The sequence below is a fragment of the Candidatus Tumulicola sp. genome, assembly GCA_036490475.1.
Classification (GTDB): domain Bacteria; phylum Vulcanimicrobiota; class Vulcanimicrobiia; order Vulcanimicrobiales; family Vulcanimicrobiaceae; genus Tumulicola.
The window spans coordinates 828,190-848,811 of the sequence record DASXDT010000005.1 but is presented as its reverse complement, the minus strand read 5'-3'; the positions used below and the strand labels follow the sequence as shown (position 1 = coordinate 848,811).

Here is a 20,622-nt window from a genome sequence, read left to right as displayed (position 1 = left end):
TTCTTTGAGTGCGATGACTTTGCCGTTGCTCTCCTTGCCGGTGGTCGTGCCATCGACGCCGGGGAACGTTGCAAAGAAATCGTCGAAGGTTCTATTCTCTTGGATCATGACGATGATGTGCTGGACTGGCGTGTTGCCTTTTACCAGCGTAGGCTGCAACTCGGCATGTAGCGCTTGTTGCTGCGGGATCGCCTGCGCTGCCGATCCGGCGCCGCCGCTAGCGTTGCAGCCACCGCACACGAGTACGGCAGCCATTAAGAATAAAGAAGACGTGCGTGTGCGACTATTCATTTTATCTTCCTTCGAAAGTAGTGTTTGTACCTCCGCAAGCGAGCTGAATCGGGACGAGCCGATTCAGCTAACCCGTACTTGCAATTTCACTCGCGATCGATCGGTTCATGTAGCGACTTCTGATCCGTGCAGAACGAACTCGACGGGGGCGCGGAGACCGGCGCGAACGGTCGCGCCTTCTGGTTCAGCGCGAACATGTCCGCGATCGAGGTTGCGCGGACGTCGGTGGTGCCCATCGAACCCAAATCAAACGTTCCTTCGACAAACTTCAAAACGCTTCCGAACTCGTACTGCGTATGTGAGATCTCACCTTTTGGTACGTACGGTGAGACGACGAGCAGCGGCACGCGAAAGCCCAAGCCACCCATATTGTCGAACAACGGCGGTGGCTCGTGGTCGTAGAAGCCTCCCCAGTCATCCCAAAGGATTACGATTGCTGTCGATTTCCAATAGGCGCTCTTGCCAATCGCATCGACGACGGCGCCTACCCATTCTGGCCCATTATCCGGGGCCGAGGGCCCGCCGGGATGATCTGAATTTTGAGCTTCTGGAATGACCCACGAAACTTGCGGTAGCACGCCGCTCTTGATGTCCGCGAAGATGTTACACTCGGGCATCGACACGTTCGTCTTCCATTCCGGTCCATTATAGACTTCACTGAGCGCCGCCATGGCGTTCCACAGGCCATTAAGTTCCTCTTTATTGTATGGCGGTGCGTAGTACTTCCACGTTACGTTCTTTGCATCCATGAGATCTCGCATCGTGGGCGTCGGATATGAGATGCACGGCGGGGGGCCCATCCACGCGAGATACTTCCCTTTCTGCGTGAGCAGATTGGTTGTGTACTGAGTTGCCTTGCAGCCCCAATCATTGAAGTCAGAAGGCCCCGGGTAATCGATGAGAGCGCAAGTAGGTTTCGATGTTCCGCAGTGCGTATCGGCGATCATTGTGCCGCCGGCAACGAGATCCTGATGTGCGGTGAAACTACCACTTCCTTGCGTTTGAAACAGATGATCGCCAAGGGCGAAGTGCTTGGCCAGATCCCAATACTGCTTAATATCTTTGGGGGCGATATACTGGTACGGGATCGTACCCGCGGGATTATTGTTATTGTAGCCTTCTAGGTTAAAACCATCCATATCGCAGGACGTTTTGGGATACGTATCCTTCCCGTCACAATCATAGTTGTACGCTTTAGAGTCGTGATTGAAGTCGAGGCCACCACTTAGAGGCTTCTCTGTCAGCGCAATTTTTGTCTTCACATACTTGCCGTTGACTTTCTTTAAGTAATAGCCAAATGTAGCGCCATCGACCCCGGGAAACGTAGCGAACAAATTGTCGACGCTGCGATTTTCTTGAACGATCATGACGATGTGCTGTATCTTGCTAGACGACGCTGCGGCACTTGCGAACGACGACGGCACCACGTGGCTTCCGCTTGAACCTGCGCACGACGTCAGCGCGACACAAACGAAAAGGGAGAGCGATCGAACGGTGGTCCAAGTCATGTTAGTGCTTTCGCAGCTGCTGGCGAAATCGAAGCCAGCTTGGAAGCGAACCTCAAAATATTGTCCTCCGGCAAGCGAATCAACAAGTCTGCTCCGCTCATTCGCTAGCGATAGTTTGCATCATAGCTCTGCATACCTGCGCATTGTGGAAGAGGCTAGAGCACAGCACTGTCCCAAAAGTTCATTTGCAAGGATAGTATACCTAGGTCAATTTCTGGATGCCGCTCGACGATGCGCGAGGCCTAGAGATCGTCGGAAATATGATGCGTCATACAGACGTATCTCGACGTTCGCATGGAAGTCGAGTGAGCATATTTTGAGTATAATACTGTGCCGCCCAACCACTGCCGGAACGATAGTGTCATTACGCCTGTCCGAGCCGCGACCGCGCGCTGCTATTTTGGACCGGCCTTGGAAGCGCTAAGCTTAAAGACCGCCAAGTTATTGATCGGTTACACTTCCGCCCATTGCGTCATCAGCAACGACGCTGATTTGCGTTACGCCAGTCCGAACTTCAAGAGTTTGCGGTTTGCCGATGTTGTGAAACGTTTCAGAGTGCGGGCGGCCGTTGCGCCGGGCATTACTGTGCTTGTGGTCAAACCTTGAGCGCTGCTTCGGCCGCCTGATCTTCCGACCACGCCACACCTTCGGCCGAAGGTCTCTATCTCGGCTTCGATCAGCTGCTCGTGCAATGCGGCCACGAGCTTCTCGTAGCCCCACCGCTCCGTGGGCGCACGCTCATTGCCGAATTCTTTGTATTGCAGATTGACTTAGCCGAACAACCGCGCCGTATTGTTCGCCTCTCCACGTAGCGCCAAGAGCAGCGCGACATTGCTGCAGCGCGATCGCGATGTGTAAGGGATATTGTGCCTGCCGGACGCCGTGACCGTGCCGGTAGGACGAGCCGAATCCGGCGGGCCCGCGTCGAACTGGGTCGCCATGGTTGCGTGGTTCGCGCTAGGGCGTTCCGCTCCGCCAAGCATCGCGAGCGAGGCCTCAACCTTCGCGATTGTTGAAGTGGGCAGGCCTTGGAGAACTTTGCATGCCGATCCGATTCAAAGCAAGTATCACGCCGTCGGTGAACCGCACGTTGACGATGCGCTACATGCCGCACATCCAATTTAGGTTTTCGAACGTCCGCTTCGGGTTGACCCTTTTGGAGGAAGTCTCCGAAATGGTTGTGGGACGAACGCGTCCCGCGCATATTACGATGCTAGGACACCCTGATGTGGCTCCCGTCGTAGAAAACATCGCAACTGGTTCGCAGTTCGCTCTTTACGAAGGCGCACGACAGGTCGCGTCCGGGACGGTAGATGAGGTCGACGAAGCGACCTTCGACTAACGCAAAATCGTTCAGGAACCGCGCGCAGCGTTCTGAACCGAGAGCTCCCAGCGATATCCGTCCGGATCGCGAAACCACAAGCCTAAATGCGGCGAGCCCGGCGATGTAGGGCCGATCTCGTCACCCGGGTCTTCCAGTTCTACGCCATTTTTCTTCAACGTGTCGAGCGCTTCGCGCAGCGCGCGCGTACCGTCGAGGTGAAACGATATGTGGTCGATCGTGTCTGGATGTGGTGTGCCTTTGAAGAACCCGATGATCATGGCGTCGTTCGTCAGCGCGATGGCCTCATCGGACCGGAACATTTCCTGCAGATCGAAGTTCTTGGTCCAAAACTGCGCGTGCTTCTCCGGGTCTCTGACGGCAAGACTGAAATGCCAAACCGTGCCAAGTTGTATTTTCATATTCGTACCTCTTCGTAACGCGTCAAGCGCACTTGTACCCGTCGTCTCGGGAGCTTCAACCGCAATCGCGGCGAAAACCCTTATTGCCAATGGCAGAACTTGAACGAAGTTGTTTAGACACTATTGGGAGTCTTGACTACTGAGGCCATCTAAGGGTTACAACGCCATTGCCGGTAGCATCTTTCCAGCCTCTGTACATACGAACGCCTATCGCGTTCGGTTCGACGTACGACGATCCGCCGCCACCGCCCCCGCCGGCGCCGGTATCCGTGGTTGACGATACGCCGGACCCGCCGCCCCCGCCACCGTACCATCCAGCACCGCCGCCGCCGCCGCCACCGCCCGGAAAACAGCTGGCGGGGCAGCTATTTCCGCCTCCGTCACCGCCGATGCCGAACGTGCCGCGTCGACCGGCTTGCCCATGAAGGTTGCAGTGCTGGTAGTCGCAGCCGTCGCCGCGCTTGCCGCCCTTTCCGCCATGATTCGGCGCGCCGCCGTTTCCACCGGACCCGGCCTCGCCATACTGCCCCTTAACGCCTTTGCCGCCGGTGCGGGTCCCACCCGGTCCGCCTGCCCCTCCGTCGTTGCTGTAACCGTGGAAACCGGAACCACCGCCGCCTGCCGCAACGACGATCCGATTACTCAACAATTTTCCACCTTCACGAATATCGCTCGCTCCGCCACCGCCGCCCGAGCCGGCGTTGTACGACTGAATGAATTCACCGTTACCCCCACCGTTATAGCCACCCTTAGTTCCGTCTGCGGTGCCACCTACACGCACGTAAAGCGTTTCGTTCGGCTGCACGGGCACTATCGCGTAAACGCGACCGCCGCGCCCGCCAACTTGCGGATAACTTACGCTCCCGCCGGCCGCACCGTCGGCGAGGATCGTTACTTGCGTTACGCCGGCCGGCACAATAAATGGTTGTGATCTACCGGTGTACTCGAACGTCCGAGATCGCGCCGCCGCGTCCGCGCGAGCAAATGGCATCGGATGCACGCTCGGCGAGAGTTGAGCGCACCCCGAGGTCACAACAAGGCATAGCAAAACACTGACGATGGAAATGCTTCTGGAGTAACTCATTCTTACCACCTGTCCGTTCATGGCTCTTCGCTCGAATTCGACTACGTAACGCATCCAGCTTGCAGACAAAACACGTCAGGGCTGCAGCGTTACTGCGAAAGCCGTTCCCAACGCATGCGAACCTCCGCCGCCCGAGACGCCGTAAAACGTCCCGTTTTCGTATAAAAACGAGGAAATAGGACTGCTAACATCTGGCGTTCCGGGAAAGGAGTAGAGGATTTTTTTCTCACCCGAAGCGGTCATTTTGAAGAACGTTCCACATCCTCCGTAGGGCTTGCAGGCGTCGCCTCCGCCGCTCGTCGTTCCATAGAGAACGCCGTTGACGACGAAAAGACCGCTCGGATAGCGGCCATCACTCCCCCCTTTGAAATTGTGAATCGTCTTTTCGGCGCCGGAAGGTGTAATTTCGAAGACGGTTCCACAACCGAAGAAGTAGGCGGTCGTCCCACAATCGTACGTCCCACCAGTAAACGTGGTGCCGTAGAACGTTCCGTTCAGTAAAACGAGACCGGTTTTCGGCAGCACCCCATCGTCGCGCTTTCCGGTGAAAACGTGAAGAACTGTTTCCTTTCCCGAAGGTGTCACTTTGAAAACGGCCCCGCAGCCGTAGCTGGATTCGCACGCCGGATCCTTGCGACCCGCGGTGCTCGTTCCGTACAGTGCACCTTTGTCGGCCGTTAAGCCGCCGCTCGGAGAGCCGGCATCGGTGCCGCCGGCAAACGTATAAATTACTTTGACATGACCCGACTTGGTGACGCTATAGATGAGCCCACAACCGGGCTGGTCGGCGGTATCGCAGTCGCCTTTTCCGCCGGCAGCCGCTTCACCGTAAAACACCGACTTAAAATTGCTTAGCCCGGAGGATGGAAGCGCCCCTTTTTCACCGCCTGGGAAGCGATAAATAACCTTTTCCGAGCCGGAAGGGGAAAGCTGAAAGACCGTGCCACATCCGGTCGTATTGCCTCGTTTGAGCGTGCAGCGGAGCTCCCGCCGTACTGTGTCGTACCGTAAAATGTCGTATCGGAATCGAGCAGAAGTTGGTTCGGAGCCTCTCCGTCCGTGGCGCCCTTAAACGCGGTGACCACGGTCTCGTTGCCCGACGCGTCGATGGTGTACACCGTTCCGCATCCGTCAACTTTCGTACAACCGCCGCTACCGCCGTTGCTCGTCGTTCCGAAGAAGAGCGATTTGACCGCCACGAGAGACGAGTTAGGATACGATCCGTCACTATTTCCCGCGAACGAGTGTAGAAGCGTTTCAGTTGCCGTCGTGGCGCCGGACCGGGCGAATGTGGCGCCGCGCGGTACTACGAGTGATTGTTGCGGCGCCGAGCAATCGATAAGCGACGCAATTAATGCCATGGCGAGAACGAGAAGAAGAGGACGCACACTGCGCATACATTCGCCTTTCGGGACTGATAGACCACCCTTCAAAGCTCATCGCTGAATTACTTTCGGTTCACGCGCCGATCGATAAGCCGCTGCGCGACATGCAAGCCCATTCGCGTGGCTTGGTAGCTTAGTCGCTCAGCAGAGGGGAGCGCCACGTTTTCGGGTCAAGGTCCGGTGCGGCCCTAGCGTACGTCGTGTCGCGCCGTAGGAACGGCCCTGCGACAAGGCTAAGCACTTTTCCGCTGCTCTTTACGAAGTGATGGTAACGTTTAATGCGTACGATTCCAGTCTTTCTTGTGACGGTCGCCGCCGTACTTGCGTCGGCCGGTTGTGCTCCGGTTGTCTCGTCGTTCGCAAGCTCATCCGTAGGTCAATCGTCGGAACTAAGGTCGGGAGTTCCCGATCCATCGCCTACCGTGCTGAGACCCCTGGTCTTCGGGTCGAAGCCGCGCGGCTGGCTGGACGCAAAACGCGCTACAGGAGCGCTCATCTATGTTGCCGGCGGCAACCAAGTTGTGATCTTCCGGGAGAAAGATGGCAGCGCCGTCGGATCAATTACCGACGGCGTCGCTGGTGCCTACGGGCTGTTCGCGGACGCGAAAGGCGGCCTGTACGTCGCCAATACCAACACAATAACAGCCTATCGTCCGGGCACCGTGCATCCTTGGATGACTTACAACGATACCGCAAGTCCGTTGTACATCGTAACCGATCATTCGGGCAGGCTTTACGCCGCTAACCGCAACGGAACCATCACCGAATACCCTCGGCGGCAAACGACGCCGGATACTACGATAAAGACCCCGGGCATCGAAGCTGACGGCATAAACGTCGACGATGCATCGAACCTGTATGTGGCGTATCGCGGCCGCCAAGGTCACGGTAGCGTTGAAGAGTTCGCTCCGAACTCTACGGACGGCCGTGTCTTGGGTATGCATATTTGGGCGCCGCAAGGGTTACAGATCGATCGCTCCGGAAACATCATCGTCGTCGAGACCGGCAATGGTACCGTTGACATATTTCCGCCAGGGAAAAAGGAGCCGTCCCAGGTCGTGAACACCGGTGTTTTCACTACGCAAATCGTTCTTGGCGGAAACCAGCGAAACATCTACTACTCCAATTACGCCGACCATAATATCTACATCAGCCCTTATCCTCCGGGCGCGTTTCAACTGAAAGTCGCAACCGGACTGGACTACTCTCAAGGTATGGCGCTTAGTCACGAAGAGCGCTGAATAGTCGCGAACGCACTGTCGATCACTGCGGCAAGAGCTCGCACACGACGAAAAGATTTCATAGGATAACGCCTTTTCACGCCATCCCGATGTGCATACTCCATGCGCGATGCATCGGCGGTGCGACTCGCCCCGCTGGCACCCTCAAGCGCGAGTACCATTCGCGCCATCCGGTCTAGGCGCAGCACCATTGCTTCGCTTTACTGCCCTTCCCACCCCAACACCGTGCGTTTGCGTACCACGTGAGACGAGTGGGAGACTTGGCTGACCCGCGCGCCCAGCCACACCCGGCGATTCCCTTTTGGGATAGCCCGGCTTCCCGCTTAATGTTATGCTCGGCTCACAAGGTCGTGACTATACCGCGCCCTATTCACGCGGATTTGAAAGGACTCCCCATGATGAAACCTGTTGCAGGCAAACCCCGGTTGTCCACGGCTCTTTTCTTCGCGATGGTGTTTTTATTAGCGGCATTTCCGCCTTCCGCCGCGGCCCAGGGTGCACAACCTGCGCAGATAGAGGCTGCGGCTAGAGAAGCGTATATCTATGGATTTCCGATGGTTGACCTCTACCGGATTATGTTCGGCTACTTCATTGATTCGAGAACCCCAGCCTTCAAGGGACCTTTTAATACACTTGTCAACAGTGCGAACGTCTACACTCCCGCCGACACGACTGTTCAAACACCGAACTCCGATACGCCATATTCATTTATCGGCCTCGATTTACGAGCTGACGGGCTCGTGTTTACGATGCCTGCGATCGAAAAGAATCGTTACTACTCGGCGCAGTTCGTCGATCAATACACGTATAATATCGCCTACGCGGGTACGCGTACAACGGGCAATGGCGGCGCCAAAATCCTCATCGTCGGGCCAGATTGGAAGGGCCCGACGCCAAGCGCCATTACGAAGGTTGTTCGCTTCGACACGGAGTTCGGGCTCGTTGGAATCCGCACGCAGCTTTTTGGACCCTCGGACCTCGATAACGTTAGGAAGATTCAGGCCGGGTACACGGTTCAATCGTTGTCGTCATACCTCGGGACAACCGCACCACCAGCGGCACCGGCGGTAGATTGGCTTCCACCACTGACTCCAGCAGAGGAGCGCACGTCACCACAGGCTTTCAATCTCCTCGCCTTCATCTTACAATTTTGTCCGACGCGTCCGAGTGAGGTTGCGCTTCGGCAAAGCTTTGCGAGCATCGGTATCGTCCCGGGTAAGCCGTTCGATGCGGGCTCGCGGGCCAGCTCGTATGTCGCCGGCATGGCGGCTGGGCAAAAAGGAATCGACACCGCTCGCGCTGCGGTTACGGGTACAAACGATCTCTTTGGGACTCCTGAGGAGATGCACGACAACTATCTGAATCGAGCGGTCGGAGCGCAGTACGGAATACTTGGGAATAGCGTAGCGGAAGCCCAGTATTTTGGAATCACGAAATCATCGAATGGTCAGCCGCTTAGTGGCTCTGCTAACTATACGATCCACTTCGCTAAGGGTGAGTTCCCTCCGGCCAGAGCATTTTGGTCGGTGACCCTGTACAACTTGCCGCAGCAACTTCTGGTCGCAAATCCCATTAGCAGGTATCTAATTAACTCACCGATGCTTCCAAGCCTGAAATTGGATAATGATGGCGGACTAACGATCTACATCCAAAGTACGTCCCCCGGCACGAATGAGGAGTCGAACTGGTTACCGGCGCCTGCAGGGCCGTTTTTCATGATTTTACGCGTTTATTGGCCGAAGGAGTCCGCGATTAATGGTCAATGGAAGCCGCCCTTGGTAACCGTCGCCACGTAGCCGCCTCGCCACCGATCGCGGCGCTTGCATCGAGGCGCATAGGAGCCGGATTGCGAGTCGGTCGCAACTATAATGGCGTAGCGATCGGTGGCGGGGTTGCGGTGGGCATGAGTGCTAGGGTTTGATTTATCTTGGGAGCTTCACGTCGAAAACGTAAAAAGTCCGCGAGGCACGTGACCGACTACGATCCAAGGAACAACTCGGTGCTTAGGACTATCAGACAAGGTACAATATATGAACGGTTGCGGCGCATCAGGCCATGAGAAAAGTTTAAGCCCGAGTAGAAACGCGGCTCGTGTGCCGATGCTTTGAGTTACGTATCCAGGTTTTCGCGATGGTTCCCGATCATCTTGGCGGTCCTCGGGTTTTCCATTATTTCGCCCGCACTTTGGAGTGGATGGTTGGGCGATGACGCCTTCTACTCAGTTCTTAACGGCGTGCTCAGGGCTGACGGGCTGTCGCTCGGGCAGGCGATGTTGCGTTCCTTCGAAGAGTGGTTCCTCGGCAACGGACGTTTTTATCCGGGACTAGTGGTTGAGAAGTATTTCGTCTTTTATATCTTCACTAATTTGGTCGCGTATAAGACGTTGTTGGTCGCGATGACACTCATTACCGTCGAATTGTTTCGACGGTGTGTAAAGGGATATACAAATGCCGCGATGGCAAACCTTTCCGCTCTTATCGTAGTAACGCTATTCACTGAACGCGGGTACCACGACTCAATTCTCGCGTACAACGCGATGCCTCAAGTAGTGATGATCGCAATGCTCGCATCGCTGATGGCGTTTCGACGTGCACTCGTTACGCGGAGTATCGCGATGCGGATTGCTTCAGTCATGTTCTATGCGATCGCAGCTCTCACGTACGAAGATGTGTATCCCCTATGCTTGATCTATCCGGCGATCACCGCGTTGGTACGAAGGGGCCGAACCGAAATCGTCCGGATGTCGTGGCCGTACGTCCTAATTGCCGCCTCCTTAACGGGTTTTGCGCTGGCAATGCGCCGTATCGTAGGGCTGCCGTCAGGATCGATCTATGCAATCGGATCGGACCCACTCGCGATCGTACGTACCGCAGGTTACCAAATTGTCGCAGCGTTTCCCCTAAGTTACTGGGCCTTTGATCCTTCGGGAATATATAGTCGCGCGGACGTTGGCGATTTCTTTCGAAACGCTCCATTGTCCCCAATTGTGTTTATTGCGTTTATGCTCGCCGCATGGTGGTGTCTTCGCGAGGTGGTTCGCAATGACGCAGGACGAGTCGCGCCGCTTGTTTGGGTCGGCCTTCTGGTGCTCGTTCTGCCGGCACTACCCATCGCGTTGACGATCAAATATCAGCACGAGCTCAAGCTCGGCTTGGGCTACCTCCCAGTGTTTTTCCAGGCCTTCGGAGTTGCTCTTATCGGAACCGCATTCGCAAAAGCGATACTCTTGCGTTGGCGGGTGGTGCCGGGACAAATCGTTCTGTGTGGTGCTATCGCGATGTGTGCCACCATGACGCAAGCGGCCAATGTTCGCCTGGTCCGAGAAGGCTTACCGTCACGTTACGCGCGGTCCGCACTTGAAGAACAGCTCACCCGCGGCTTGGTGTCAGATGTTCGCGACGGTGATTCAATAGCGGTAGCGCGGAATTTCGACTGGATCGCCTATGACGACGATGGTCCTGATGGTATTTCAACGCGCGGTTTATTTGCGCTGTACGCGAATCGTCGCATCACTCTAGTTCCGATTGGGAACGCGCGAGCGCGCTTTGCCCTGGTCTATCACCCCGAACGCAACGCCTGGACGATAGTGCCAACAAACCCCCACGATCCTCAGAAATAGCTTAGTGCGACGCACGAGCTCGCTGCGAAAGTATCTGTTTGTGTCTTACGGCGTGAACGAGTAGACGTTTCCGTGTTGCTCATAGATGGAGCCATACGTCGTGCCGTACAGCGTGCCACCTACATCGAGCAGGCCTGAGATGGGATTTTTGCCACTTCCGGCGCTGAAGTTGTGCACGACGTTCTCCTCGCCGCTCTTTGTCACGCTATAGAGCGAACCGACGTTCTTTACACCGCCCGCGAAGGTCGTGCCATAGAGCACACCCTTCACGGCGACTACACCTCCGATGGGCTGACTGCCGTCGCTCCCGTTGAAGCTATACACTAAATTCTGCCGGCCGAACTTCGTGATGCTGAAGACCGTGCCGCTCGAACCATTGCCGCCTTGCTCCGTGGTGCCGAAGAGCGTGCCCCCAGCGTTCACCAAAGCGGACGTAGGATCTGTGCCGTCGTGAAACCCGGTCGCCCCGAAGCTGTAGATGACGTGCTCCTGTCCGGCCGTACTGACGGTGAAAACAGTTCCGCGTTTGTACTTACCGCCGTCGGAGGTCGTGCCGTAGAGCGTGCCGCCGACATCGAGCAGCGCAGCCTCAGGATACATGCCATCATTGGTCTCGCCAAAGCTGTGCAGCACTTTTACCGTGCCGCCCGTCGTGATGCTGAACACCGTGCCGCAATAAGTCCCACCGCACAGGTGCGCTCCTCCTGCGTACGTGGTGCCGTACAGCGTGCCGTTTACGTCGATCAGGCCTGCGTCGGGCAAAGCGCCATCGGTCGTGCTGTAGTCGAAGCTATGAATCACCGTCTCTTTGCCGCTCGTCGTGATGCTGAACACGGTGCCACAGGTAACACCGCCGCACATGTGCGTGCCTCCCGCCGACGTGGTGCCGTAGAGCGTGCCGTTGACATTGACAAGTCGCGTCGTTGGTTGCGCGCCGTCGCTCGAGCTCGTGAATGCCAGGCCTGAGAAGCTGTAAAGCACCTTTTCCTCGCCGGTCTTGGTGATCGAGTACACCGTTCCAGCGCCGTTGGCGCCCCCGTTACGAGTCGTGCCATACAGGGTGCCCTTGACGTTGATGAGTTCTGCGGTCGGGTTCGTGCCGTCGCCCGCTGAGTCGCCGAATTCGTGGAGTATGTGGTACGCCTGACTTCCGCGTGATTGCTGCGACGCCAATCCGTCCGGCGACAGGCTCAGCGGGGGCTGCGACCCGCCGCAGCCTGCAAGCAATGCGGCAGCCGCGCTCAGACTCAAGGCGTAGCGACTCGTAGTGGAGATGCTCATTGGCGGGTTTCCCCCATAGCTAATCGACGATCGAGAAGATCGTTCGCGTTGTCGGGACGCAACCCCGGCGAAGAACCGATCCAGGACGTGAATGCTGCGACCGCACGCTACAGGCAACGCTAAAAGAGAAGAGTTTGTCGCGACTACGTGATCGTGTGTATGTCACAACGCTTGCCTAGCTTGGCTCACTAGGCTCTTCCGATCGGCCGGCAATGGCGGCGGGGTGGGCGTGGATGCTCGACCTATAAAGAAAGGATCGATTCCCGAAGCGGCACGGGAACAGGTCGCTGCTACATTGCGCTGAACGTCGGGCAGACGGTATCACGCCCAGCGCTTTTCTTCGTTCGGTCAAGTTTGAATAGGTGAGTGGTTAAAATGATTTATTCACGACGGACAGGCCTAATAACGGTTCTTGGATGCGCAAGTCTGATTTCAGGATGCGCGGGACTTTCCCCAAGCGGGAATCTTTCGCAAACAAAAACAATGCCATTCGTTCGTTCTTACGCAGTCGCACAGTTTAGATCATTTGACTACACGGGAAAGCCGCAACATTTTAAAGTCCCCAGTGGCGTAACGCAAGTCACGATCATTGCTGACGGCGCATCGGGTGGAAGTAGCACGGGTTATGCGCCGGGCGGACGTGGCGGACGCGTTCATGCTGTAGTGCCCGTACTATCAAATGAAATGCTGTACGTTTACGTTGGCGGCGTTTCTAATAGCAGCAGCGGCGGATTTAACGGTGGTGGGAACGGCGAAGGCTGGGGTTACTGTGGTGGTCCGTTCGGCGGTGGAGGTGCGAGCGATGTACGCGAGGGTGGGCAAAGTTTAACCGATCGGATTGTTGTTGCGGGCGGGGGAGGCGGTGCAGGCGGTGACTTGTGTAGTTACTCGCAAGGCACTGGTGGTCAAGGCGGATCGGGTACGGGTGAACGGGGCCAGGATGCTTATGGCAATGGCGCTGGAGATGGGGGAGCTGGTGGTACGCAAACGCACGGTGGCTTGGGTGGGAAGGGCGGTAGCGGTTCTTCTGCGCACGGACAACACGGAAGGGCCAGCAACGTAGGAGTTGGCGGCGCCGGAGGCAAGTCGGTTTGCGGTGGGAGATGTCCGGCGGGCGGAGGCGGAGGCGGTGGATATTATGGTGGTGGCGGCGGCGGTGGCGGCGGATACTATGATGGCAGTGGGGGTGGCGGCGGCGGAGGCTCGTCGTTCGTAGAACCGAGTGCTAAAGGTTTTCGATGGTACAGAGGCTGGAAAGCTAACACGGGTAGTGGTTACGTAACGATCGAGTGGCAGCAGTGACCGCCGTTTTATAGCAGCGATGCGTCGACCTAACATACGCGATTAGCCGACCCGATTGGAGTGCAGTGCGCATCTGAGGAGTGTTCGGCGCCGCGAGCGTCGTGGAATAACGGAAGCCCCGTCTAGATGGGGAACCTCTATTCTATTGTAGGCTTCCTTCACATGAGGCGTATTAGATGAATAGCATGCGCGGCTGGCTTATCGGCGCGGCGGTCGTAGCCGGCGCCGTATTGATATGGGACGTGTTCTCGGGAGCGCTCTCGGCGTTGCTCCTGATGTTTACCGCCGTGCTGTTCGCTGCCGGGCTTCGGCCGATCGTCGATCGAATGGCGAAGCGAATACCGTATGGCATTGCGGTCGGGCTAGCGTTCCTTGCTGTCATCGCGGTAATCGTGGTGATTGGAGCCGTGCTCATTCAGCCGCTCGGAGCGGAGCTCATCAAGTTGGTCCAATCGTTACCGGGCTATGCAAGTGCGCTTCAAACGCAACTTGAGGTGGTGCAGCGTCATTTCGAAAATAATCAGACTGCACGCCAGATCGCCGGCGCCTTAGCCGGCAGTGCCGGCAATGCGGCCAGCGTCATCGGCGTTCGCCTGCTCAGCGGGACGGCGCTCACCGTCGCCGCAGTCGGCAACGGTCTGCTCATTCTTCTGCTCGCCGTCGGTTGGATGCTGTCGAGTGATGAGCTGTCGCGATTTGTACTGAGCTTGATGCCCCCCAAGCCTCGCTCGCAGTGGCGTGACGCCTTTGAAGACATTGCGAAGCGCCTGAGCGCGTACGTGGGAGGCGTCGTCATCAATGGTTCGATCGTCGGCATCGTTATGGGCATCTCGCTGGCACTACTTGGCGCACCATACTACTTACTCTTGGGATTTATCGCCGCAATCTTTCAGGCGATTCCGATGCTTGGCGCCGTGATCTCCGGGCCGATCATTCTCCTGGTTGTACTAGCGACGAGTGGCTGGTCGAAGATGCTCATCGCCTTAGTGATTTTCACCGTCGTTCAGGTGATCGACCAAAACGTGCTTTCGCCGATTATCTTCGGCCAACGAGTTCAGCTCAGCTTTCTGCTGATCATCCTGGCGACGGTCGTGGGCGGAACGCTGCTTGGTATCGGCGGGGCCTTCCTTGCCGTACCGGCCGCGGCGGTGTTGCAAGTGCTCGTGGTGCGCATTATCGCTCCAGCCATTCGCGCCGCGAACGAGCAGAAGTGATGCGTTGGTTTTTCTTCATAGCGGCGTGCATGTTGCTGTTCTCGCGCGGTGCCAGCGCGCAAACGCAGAACACGTCGTCGTGCACGTCGGCGATCCGTGTGCGGTTCGACACCTTCGGGATGACGCCCATACCGGCCGGCTCAACCATCTGGTTTACCAGTGTAATGAAGGCCGTTCACACCTCCGACGGCGGTGCGATAACGTCGCCGATTCGGATCGACGTGCGTGAATCGCGCATCACATTCGGCCGATGGCCGTACGTCATCACGGTGCCCGACAGCACCGTCGTCCTCGATCCGTCGATACAAGTACCCCGCCGGTTGTGGAGCGGCCCTGAGGAACTCAACGTCGCGTATTCGCCGTCTCAAGTTTCGATGGAAGCGCTATTCGATGCGCTACCGTACAAGGCGCCGGAGTCATTCCTTCCGCGTTCCAGCGGCCCCGTAACCTGGACCGCAACGTTCTCTGCGTCGCGTCCAAGAATTGCGATAGATTGGGCGTGGAGCGCGGCGGTCTATTCGCAGTTCGGCGTCGTTGGGTCGTTCAAGCTCAAGCCCCTTTCAGGACCAATCTCACAGGTGGAGCCACAGGCCGGCCTGCCGACCCTGTACGAAAACGCTGACCCGGCCGGCACCGCGGAAGCCTACAAGCAATACGTAGTTGCGGGTGCAATGGGGAGCGGGGCACCTAACTATACCGGCGCGCGCAGCGAAACCGCGTCAGTTACTGCGTGCCCGTCATCCGAGCCGCCGCGAACAACGCCGACGCGGGTTATACCAGCCCGAACTGTGCAGCGCCCGAACTTTCGCATAATGACGTTCGGCGGTACGCCTTCATTCGCTTCGCCGGTCTCGCAGCATATCGAGTTTGACGATGGGAGCGTTGGCCAAGCCGTCGATCGTTGCTATGCAACGGATCTTTGCGCGCTGGTCTCGTACGCCAACGGTGATCAGCTAGCGATCTACTCCGAGGGGGCCGGGCGTTGCAAGCCCTACGTCTTGTACTTTAATCGAACGAACGGCGGCCGCACGATCTACCAATTCTCACGCGACCTCGAGCGCGGTCGCTCCCCAGGCGCACGCTGTCCGACGACGCTCCCAACTCGCATCGTGATGGACGGCGGGCGCGTCACACTAACGGTCGCCAAGAACACCGACGGCACGTTGAAATCGAACTTCACCAACGATTATTAGAAATCTAGTTGACGGGATGTTTTGTTCGTGATAGCGTAGTACTACATTCGTAGTAGTACGGAGCACGATGTCCCGAAAGAAATCGCTAACTCTGACGGACCATGAGCTTCGGCTCATGGAAGTACTTTGGGAACGTGGCCGGGCAACGGTGGCCGACGTGGTGGATGCTCTGTTGCCGCCACCACTGGCATACACGACGGTACTAACAACGTTGCGAACGCTCGAGCAAAAAGGGTACGTCGCGCACCAAGGTGAGGGCCGCGCGTACGTATATCGTCCGCTTGTCGCGCGCGAACATGCGGCAAAATCCGCGATCAAACACATTCTCGACCGGTTCTTTAAGAACTCGCCGGGCGACTTCGCTGTCGCCCTTCTCGACGATACGCACCTAAGCGATGCCGACGTATTAAAAATTAAACGGCTGCTCGGACCCCGTAAAAACGCATCATGATCGAGGTGCTGCTGGCTAGTCTTTGGCAGGGCGCGTTCATTTTTGTGATTGCTGCAGGCGTAACCGCGCTGGTGCCGCGTCGGCACGCGGCGACGCGTTATGCCGTTTGGTTTGTGTCCCTCATGGCGCTGGTGATTCTGCCGTTGATCGCGCAACTTTCTTTCGACACGCCCTCATCAACCATTTTTAGTTCCGTTGCGCAGACGACGAGCGCGATTTCGAAACTGACGGAACAAACGTCAAGCGAAGCCGATGTCTGGTTTGCCGTCATCTGGGGCGTGGGGCTCGTTGCTTGTATCGTTCGCTTCACGATTAGTTATTTTCGCCTCGGCCGTATTTTGCGCTCCGTCGGTCCTCATTCGGAAATCGGCGACCGCGTCTTTACTTCGCCCTTGGTTAGCGTCCCGATAGCGGCTGGGTTGTGGCATCCCGTAGTCGTCGTTCCCGACGATCTTGTGGACGCGCTTTCCCCTTCCGACCTGGCGGCTATAATTTCGCACGAGCGCGCCCACATTGCCCGTCACGATGTGCTCGGTAATGTGGTCCAGCGCGCCATCGAGTCATTGCTGTTTTTCAACCCGTGGGTGTACCTCATAGGTCGTCAACTTGTGAAAGAGCGGGAGGCTGCGTGCGACGATTGGGCCGTTAGCGCCGGGAGCAGTCCTAACAGCTTTGCCTCCTGTCTAGCGACGTTGGCGCTCCGTGTTCCGCACACTAAAACAAGTTTGCTCACTCCGAGCGCGATCTGGCCGAAGCGAATTCTTGTCGGCCGTATCGAGCGTTTACTAAGTGGAAAGGCTATCCAAGTGAAAACAAACTATGTCGCTGTTGCTGCAGCCACCGCTCTATTCGCGCTTCTCGGGTTTGCCTTCCAAAATCCAAGGGCTCTCGGCGCCAACGCAAGCTGCTCGTCACCCGTCGAGATCATAAAACCCGTGCGACCCAACATTCCGGAAGGCCTCGCCAAAGCGCATCCTAATGCAACAGTGGAGTTGGCAGTTACCGTTACCGCCCACGGAAACCCGTCCGATATAATAAAGGTAAAGAGTTCCGGAAACGACACGCTCGACTACGCCGTCTTAGTCGCAGCTCGTGACTCGACTTACAAGCCGGAGATTCGGAACTGTAAGGCGGTGTCGGGTGGGAAATATCTTTTTAGGGCCGACATCGGACCGTAGTTATCGCGTCCCATCGAACTCGACGCGCGAACGCCCGCCCTCATTTTCGCGCACCTGGAATCCCGACGCCGTCGACGTGCATACGCATTGCGTGTTCCGCCCGCACGATACCCGAACTGCTAACGCGATGACTGTGCCGACACGATAATGCCTGCGACTGCGCTCCGACTCGGGCAAAGAGTGGATTGAGTCATGTCCAATCCCCTCCAGAGTCTGGTCTGCGAAAGCATTCTCGTCACTACAGTATAAGTGAAATTCGCGAACTGGGCGGTTGCCTTACGTTGACAAAAATATCAGAAAATTGCAAGCTAGCAAGTAGGGGCTTTCCTGATGCGCCGAGTTGAGGCTTTTTGCATCCAGGTTTCCGGTAAGCCAGCCCCTTAAGGCGATCTGCGATCTTGGCTTAGGCCTAAGGTAACGCTGCCCTCTAGACGATGCGTAGCAGGCGCGGAGTCGAGTTCGGAGTTAGAAACTCATGAAACATGTATCCACACTTCTCGGCGCGTGTCTGAGCGCCGCTCTACTGACCGCATGCGGCGGCAGCAAGTCGTTACCACCGGGTCCCTTATCTGGACTGACCTCAGGTACTGAGCATGTACGCCAGAACGGCGCGCCGGAAATGATACTGCACAGCTTTGCGGGCGGCTCGAGCGATGGTTCGACGCCTATTTCCGGCTTGCTCAAGGTCGGCAATCTTCTGTACGGCACCACTCCCAGTGGCGGAAAGTACGACAAAGGGACGATATTTTCGATCTCGCCCAATGGTGATGGATTTATCCTACTATATAGTTTCCAGGGCAAAAAGGATGGTGCCATACCGTACGCGAGCCCTACCGCTCTGAACGGCACGCTCTATGGCACGACTTCAGCGGGCGGGGCGAATGGCAAGGGGACGGTCTTTTCGATCACGCCTTCCGGCACGTTCGCGACGCTATATAGTTTCGAAGGCGGAAACAGTGACGGCGCAAGACCACTGGCGGCTTTGACTAACGTTGGTGGGGTGCTGTATGGAACGACCGCCGACGGCGGCAGTACGGGCAGCTACAGCAACTGCGGCACCGTATTCTCGATCTCGACGGCCGGCCAATATAAAGTGCGCTACTTCTTCACTGAGGTTAAGGACGACGGTTGCAAGCCGGAGGGCCACTTGGTTAACCTCGCGGGCAAACTCTACGGGACGACCACCAGCGGTGGGGTCGGCGGCGTTTTTGGTAACGGCACGGTCTTCAGCGTGTCGACCGGCGGTAATGAAACGGTCCTCCACCGCTTTAGCGGCGCCGACGGAGCATGCGGTTCCGGCTGTTACTTGACCAACCTCGACGGAACGCTGTACGGCACAGCCTACAACGGGGGAAAGGCCGGCATCGGTTCGGTCTTTTCGATCAAACCGGGTGGCACGTTCAAGATGCTCTACAGCGCTTCTGGAAAGGGCGACACCGGCGGTTATCCTCGCGCGAGCCTAACCAAAGTCGGGGGCACGCTCTACGGCACCATGAGCGACGGTCCTCATGGAAAGCGTGGAACCGTGTTTTCCGTTACGACCCGCGGTTCCGTAAAAACCATCTTTCAGTTTGGCGGAGGGATCGAGGGCGCAAACCCGCGGTCTAACCTTACCCTCGTCGGTGGCAAGCTTTACGGCACGACCGAAAAGGGCGGAAGCAACGACCAGGGGACGATCTACTCCATATCGGGATTCTAAGTCTTGGACCACCTCTGACCAACTTAGAATTCTTGTATCGTGCCCACACGGCTTCGCGTTCGCGAGGCCGTGTGGGCTTTGGTCGCGATTCGTTACTTGGCCTAGAAGCAGCCGTTGCGGGAAATCTGACCGGGCGTAGCTAGCTTTTGCAAACCGACGCGCCCGTTTGCCGCGTCGAACAAGATTTCGTCGCGGTTGTAAAACGTAAGCCCGGTATTGACTTTCGGCCTGGTGCCGTGAGGGTGATTTACAACGACGTTCCAGTTCGCTTTTTCCCCCGCATGGAAGGATTCCAATATGGTGTCGTCCGGCGAGCGCATTTCAAAGGGCGTCCCGCTCTTTACGCGTTCGCCGCAATGCGTTTGCACGAGCGGGAGCTTCACCGGCCCCAGAAATTCGACGTTATAGGCGCCGGTATCGAATGTCGTGGCCGCGCAGTAGTTCCGTAACGCGCCGACGCCAAAGCAGAGATTCACGGTTTTTATCCAGCCGCGCGCTCCGCTCGGGATTGGCCGTGCCGGAGGCGATGACGCAAGCGTCATTCGGATCATCTTGAATCCATCGATCGAGTACGGGCCGACTTCGATTGCCGAAGGTGTAACCACAAACGAGGCCGCCCACGGCTGGTCGATTCCAAACAGAACGTTGTACAGCTCGGTGACCGGCTTCGTCGAGGGGACGGGAATCGTTGCGAGTGCCGCACCGAACGTGCCGAATAATTTGCGCCCGGCTTCCAAACAGCGAATCCCCGCATCCGGCCCCGGCTTCACGCCCGGGCAGTTTTGCTGATTCGGAGTCGCCGGACAGGATGTTGCGCTCGACACACAAGTCGCCCGCCGAACGAGCGCGACCGGTATTTTTTGCGTGACGAGCCCGTTACCGAAGTCGACCGTCGTGTAGGCCAAGACACCTTCGTACATCAGGCCGCTGCCGTACGAATTTGTCACGACGTATGGCGTCGCCGTGTAACGTCCGATCGCATGCGGATAGACCCAAAGCCCGGTCGATCCCGTGTCGAGCAGAAACCGGTGGTTTGGTGCGCCGCCGACGCTCAACAACACGTTGAGCCCGGGCTTGACCCCTGTATTGAGGCCGAGTTGGACGATTGCATGGGCGGGCGCGGGATTGGGCGTCGACAAGATCGGCGCGATCGGAGTTACGTGACCCGAGCACGCACCCAGTGCTATGCAGAATACGCCGATGGCGAGCCGATGCAGAGGCCGCACGATCCGATGCGTTCGGTACTTCACGGGGCTGGCCCCGCACGCGGTTTTCGTGCAGATCACTGCAACGACAGAAATCTGTATTTTAGCGCAGCCGTGCGCCTCCAGTCCCAATTTGCAGATATCGTTCATGCGCTTGCGAAGGTTGCCGACGGCGTTGTGTTTGACAAAGCCTGGAAGCGCAGTTCTTGCGATGATTCGGCGTAGGGG

The 20,622-nt window shown here is 57.3% G+C and carries 17 protein-coding genes; 10 read left to right on the top strand and 7 right to left on the bottom strand.

The annotated features are described in order from the left end of the window. Together VGF98_07590 and VGF98_07585 are read right to left on the bottom strand one after the other, a co-directional pair. Window positions 1-291 (bottom strand): hypothetical protein (locus tag VGF98_07590; protein HEY1681479.1); only part of this gene is annotated, 291 nt, incomplete at its 3' end. An 86-nt stretch (window positions 292-377) separates the two neighbouring features. Continuing rightward, entirely contained in the window at window positions 378-1,799 is a 1,422-nt protein-coding gene (locus tag VGF98_07585; GenBank protein HEY1681478.1) for an alkaline phosphatase family protein, read from the bottom strand. Window positions 1,800-2,841: 1,042 nt separating this feature from the next. On the opposite strand from VGF98_07585, the gene VGF98_07580 reads away from it, so the two are divergent. After that, complete coding sequence (locus VGF98_07580; GenBank protein ID HEY1681477.1) at window positions 2,842-3,141, top strand: hypothetical protein; 300 nt, start codon at window positions 2,842-2,844, stop codon at window positions 3,139-3,141. An 11-nt stretch (window positions 3,142-3,152) separates the two neighbouring features. Here VGF98_07580 and VGF98_07575 read toward each other — a convergent pair whose 3' ends face one another. The 3 genes from VGF98_07575 to VGF98_07565 all read right to left on the bottom strand — a co-directional run bounded on the left by VGF98_07575 (window position 3,153) and on the right by VGF98_07565 (window position 5,463). Then, window positions 3,153-3,542: a VOC family protein gene (locus tag VGF98_07575; GenBank protein ID HEY1681476.1), complete on the bottom strand. Its 390-nt coding sequence runs from the start codon at window positions 3,540-3,542 to the stop codon at window positions 3,153-3,155. 136 nt (window positions 3,543-3,678) lie between these two features. Continuing rightward, window positions 3,679-4,533 (bottom strand): glycine-rich protein, encoded by an 855-nt coding sequence (locus tag VGF98_07570; GenBank protein HEY1681475.1) that lies wholly within the window; start codon window positions 4,531-4,533, stop codon window positions 3,679-3,681. 168 nt (window positions 4,534-4,701) lie between these two features. Next, complete coding sequence (locus tag VGF98_07565; GenBank protein ID HEY1681474.1) at window positions 4,702-5,463, bottom strand: choice-of-anchor tandem repeat GloVer-containing protein; 762 nt, start codon at window positions 5,461-5,463, stop codon at window positions 4,702-4,704. Between the two features lie 970 nt (window positions 5,464-6,433). Between VGF98_07565 and VGF98_07560 the strand changes: the two genes are divergently transcribed. From VGF98_07560 to VGF98_07550, 3 genes are all read left to right on the top strand, one after another. Beyond that, window positions 6,434-7,252 carry a hypothetical protein gene (locus VGF98_07560; GenBank protein HEY1681473.1) on the top strand — a complete coding sequence of 273 codons (819 nt, stop codon included), beginning with the start codon at window positions 6,434-6,436 and terminating at the stop codon, window positions 7,250-7,252. A 395-nt stretch (window positions 7,253-7,647) separates the two neighbouring features. Further along, entirely contained in the window at window positions 7,648-9,048 is a 1,401-nt protein-coding gene (locus VGF98_07555) for a DUF1254 domain-containing protein (GenBank protein HEY1681472.1), read from the top strand. A gap of 1,205 nt (window positions 9,049-10,253) precedes the next feature. Beyond that, the gene (locus VGF98_07550) at window positions 10,254-10,871 is read left to right on the top strand and encodes a hypothetical protein (protein ID HEY1681471.1); all 618 of its coding nucleotides are present in this window, start codon (window positions 10,254-10,256) and stop codon (window positions 10,869-10,871) included. A gap of 45 nt (window positions 10,872-10,916) precedes the next feature. On the opposite strand, the gene VGF98_07545 is transcribed toward VGF98_07550, so the two are convergent. After that, window positions 10,917-12,152, bottom strand: a complete 1,236-nt coding sequence (locus tag VGF98_07545) for a choice-of-anchor tandem repeat GloVer-containing protein (protein HEY1681470.1) — start codon at window positions 12,150-12,152, stop codon at window positions 10,917-10,919. Window positions 12,153-12,635: 483 nt separating this feature from the next. On the opposite strand from VGF98_07545, the gene VGF98_07540 reads away from it, so the two are divergent. The 6 genes from VGF98_07540 (at window position 12,636) to VGF98_07515 (ending at window position 19,189) form a co-directional block, all read left to right on the top strand. Then, entirely contained in the window at window positions 12,636-13,454 is an 819-nt protein-coding gene (locus tag VGF98_07540; protein ID HEY1681469.1) for a glycine-rich protein, read from the top strand. A gap of 185 nt (window positions 13,455-13,639) precedes the next feature. Next, entirely contained in the window at window positions 13,640-14,668 is a 1,029-nt protein-coding gene (locus tag VGF98_07535; GenBank protein HEY1681468.1) for an AI-2E family transporter, read from the top strand. Then, window positions 14,665-15,861, top strand: a complete 1,197-nt coding sequence (locus tag VGF98_07530) for a hypothetical protein (GenBank protein ID HEY1681467.1) — start codon at window positions 14,665-14,667, stop codon at window positions 15,859-15,861. The genes VGF98_07535 and VGF98_07530 overlap by 4 nt, the downstream gene beginning before the upstream one ends. A 67-nt stretch (window positions 15,862-15,928) precedes the next feature. Further along, the gene (locus VGF98_07525) at window positions 15,929-16,312 is read left to right on the top strand and encodes a BlaI/MecI/CopY family transcriptional regulator (GenBank protein HEY1681466.1); all 384 of its coding nucleotides are present in this window, start codon (window positions 15,929-15,931) and stop codon (window positions 16,310-16,312) included. Continuing rightward, window positions 16,309-17,490 (top strand): M56 family metallopeptidase, encoded by a 1,182-nt coding sequence (locus tag VGF98_07520; GenBank protein HEY1681465.1) that lies wholly within the window; start codon window positions 16,309-16,311, stop codon window positions 17,488-17,490. Before VGF98_07525 ends, VGF98_07520 begins: the two co-directional genes overlap by 4 nt. Before the next feature lie 619 nt (window positions 17,491-18,109). Next, window positions 18,110-19,189: a choice-of-anchor tandem repeat GloVer-containing protein gene (locus VGF98_07515; GenBank protein HEY1681464.1), complete on the top strand. Its 1,080-nt coding sequence runs from the start codon at window positions 18,110-18,112 to the stop codon at window positions 19,187-19,189. A 101-nt stretch (window positions 19,190-19,290) separates the two neighbouring features. Here the strand turns inward: VGF98_07515 and VGF98_07510 are convergent, their stop codons facing one another. Further along, window positions 19,291-20,439 carry a hypothetical protein gene (locus VGF98_07510; protein ID HEY1681463.1) on the bottom strand — a complete coding sequence of 383 codons (1,149 nt, stop codon included), beginning with the start codon at window positions 20,437-20,439 and terminating at the stop codon, window positions 19,291-19,293. Window positions 20,440-20,622 lie beyond the last annotated feature (183 nt).